This is a genomic window from Sphingomonas populi (assembly GCF_004208535.1).
GTDB lineage: Bacteria > Pseudomonadota > Alphaproteobacteria > Sphingomonadales > Sphingomonadaceae > Sphingomonas > Sphingomonas populi.
The window spans coordinates 1-1,842 of sequence record NZ_SGIS01000130.1 but is presented as its reverse complement, the minus strand read 5'-3'; the positions used below and the strand labels follow the sequence as shown (position 1 = coordinate 1,842).

3 protein-coding genes and 1 pseudogene are annotated in these 1,842 nt (G+C 57.4%); 2 read left to right on the top strand and 2 right to left on the bottom strand.

Translation table 11 applies throughout. The features are described from left to right. Positions 1-126, top strand: a pseudogene (locus EWE75_RS24440) (IS630 family transposase); the annotation flags it as partial. A gap of 84 nt (positions 127-210) precedes the next feature. On the opposite strand, the gene EWE75_RS24435 reads toward EWE75_RS24440, so the two are convergent. Continuing rightward, positions 211-702, bottom strand: a complete 492-nt coding sequence (locus EWE75_RS24435) for a hypothetical protein (protein WP_130160614.1) — start codon at positions 700-702, stop codon at positions 211-213. 146 nt (positions 703-848) lie between these two features. On the opposite strand from EWE75_RS24435, the gene EWE75_RS24430 reads away from it, so the two are divergent. Continuing rightward, positions 849-1,106 carry a hypothetical protein gene (locus EWE75_RS24430; protein ID WP_231708556.1) on the top strand — a complete coding sequence of 86 codons (258 nt, stop codon included), beginning with the start codon at positions 849-851 and terminating at the stop codon, positions 1,104-1,106. A gap of 309 nt (positions 1,107-1,415) precedes the next feature. On the opposite strand, the gene EWE75_RS24425 is transcribed toward EWE75_RS24430, so the two are convergent. Further along, a partial coding sequence (locus EWE75_RS24425) for a tyrosine-type recombinase/integrase (RefSeq protein WP_165388534.1) occupies positions 1,416-1,842 on the bottom strand: 427 nt, incomplete at its 5' end.

Below are 1,842 nucleotides of genomic sequence, written 5' to 3'. Positions count from 1 at the left end.
GCCGCCATCAACCGCTTCATAAAAGAGCATAATCAGGAACCGAAGCCGTTCGTCTGGAAGGCCAATCCCGATCAGATTATCGCAGCCGTCAGGCGCGGGCATCAAACGTTGGAATCAATCCACTAGGAGCCGCCCGGCTATTTTTTGCCCGGGTCCTGACTGTCGGCTTACAACCGCGAAATTTGAAACGGTAGATACGGCCACTGCTTTTCAACTGCCGGAGCGTCGCCAGACGACCAGCGAATATGTGCCCCAGTAGCCGCGGAACTTAGGCTGGTCGCCAAAGTCCCCTGAGGGCTGGAAACGGACATCAATGCGAGTGCCGTCGCGCCATCGTCCCCACATGTGTGCGATCTTCTTACGATCTCGAAGTCCGGTGTACTGATCCACGGACTCGATTGAGAGGCGAACGCCAGAACTCGAAAAACAGTCCCGAACATACCACGGAAAAGCGTAAGTGAACTCTACGCCAACCTGATTGAGCGCAGCATCGCAAAACGCCACTTGCGCGCCCACGTCGGCATTGCGCCGACACGCAAACGTCATCTCCTCTTCCTTGATGACGGCGATGCGCTGGGGTACCCCTGTATTCGTTGTCTCTGTTCGCAAATCATCGAGCGCGGTACAAAATGCTGCGTCTGTTGCATGTGCCGGCGCAGCAACACCCATCAGCACCGCCAAAAAGGAGTTAGCACGCACCATCAGGTCACTGCATTAGGGGCTACCAACCGGTAAGTCACTATCATGCTTCAATGGCTGCAATTGGGGCGGGAGCCGTCATCCGATCGCGAAGCGGTCGAGAACGGCGAAAACTGGTGATTTGCGACCGAGCCTCTTTTGCTGCTACCATGATCGAAGTAGACGTCCCGGGGGTGAAGATGCAACGCGAAATCTGGTTCCATAAAGTGCTATGGAGCTACATGCCTTGCCACCTGATGGGCTTCGTGGTGATGGCGGCTGTCATCTTCCCAACGATCATTGCGATCAATTTAGGGCAAATGGCGCTGGATGCTCTCGGCTACGCGGGTGCAGACTGGCTGGCATTTCCGATATTCTTTATTCCGGCGTTCTTATTTCTTCTAAGGGTGTCAAAGCGCCATAGCTGAACGACCGGCGACTATCAGACAGGTCCTGCGGTGCGCGGAAGGTCTGGATTTGGGGCGCGAGCCGCCAGTCCGGAATCACGATTTCAGGGGCTACCGTCGATGGAGCGATTAGGCTGACGACGTCGCGCCAGCGGACGTCGAATGATGCGGCTAGCCCAGCCAGACCAAAGTAAAAGCGATCGCTGCGTCCTAATACTCCCGCCGAAGGGCTTCTTGCCTACACCGAGATGTCGGCGATTCAGTCGCCTACCTCCGCCAACCCTCCGCCAAACCGGCCATTCCGCTGTCGGCCCATAAGCCGCCACTGCGTCAAGTGCCCAGAAAGTGTGCCCACTCGTTCATAAGGACCCGTCGCCGGTCGAAGAAATCAGTGCGCCGATACGCCGCTTCAACCGCATTCGCGATCTGATGCGCAAGCGCCTTGTCGGCTACCTCCTTCGGAACGTCGGTGCATTCGGCTACCCAGTCGGTGAAGGTACTGCGGAAGCCGTGCACCGTCGCGTCTTCGATCTTCATGTCGCGCAGAACCTTGAGCATCGTCATGTCGCTGATCGGCTTGTCGCGACGCGAACTGAACAACAGGCTTTGCGGCTTCACCGCTCCGTGCAGTTCAAGGTGGCGCTGGCGCAAGGCTCTCAGAAGCTTAACAGCCGCAGGTGCTAGCGGCACGACGTGCGCTTCCTTCATCTTCATGCGCGATGCGGGGATCGACCATATCGCCTTGTCGAGGTCGAAC

Excerpts from the sequence above, each read along its gene's own strand:
- EWE75_RS24430 (WP_231708556.1), top strand. The coding sequence starts at position 849 with ATGATCGAAGTAGACGTCCCGGGGGTGAAGATGCAACGCGAAATCTGG.
- EWE75_RS24435 (WP_130160614.1), bottom strand. The coding sequence starts at position 702 with ATGGTGCGTGCTAACTCCTTTTTGGCGGTGCTGATGGGTGTTGCTGCG.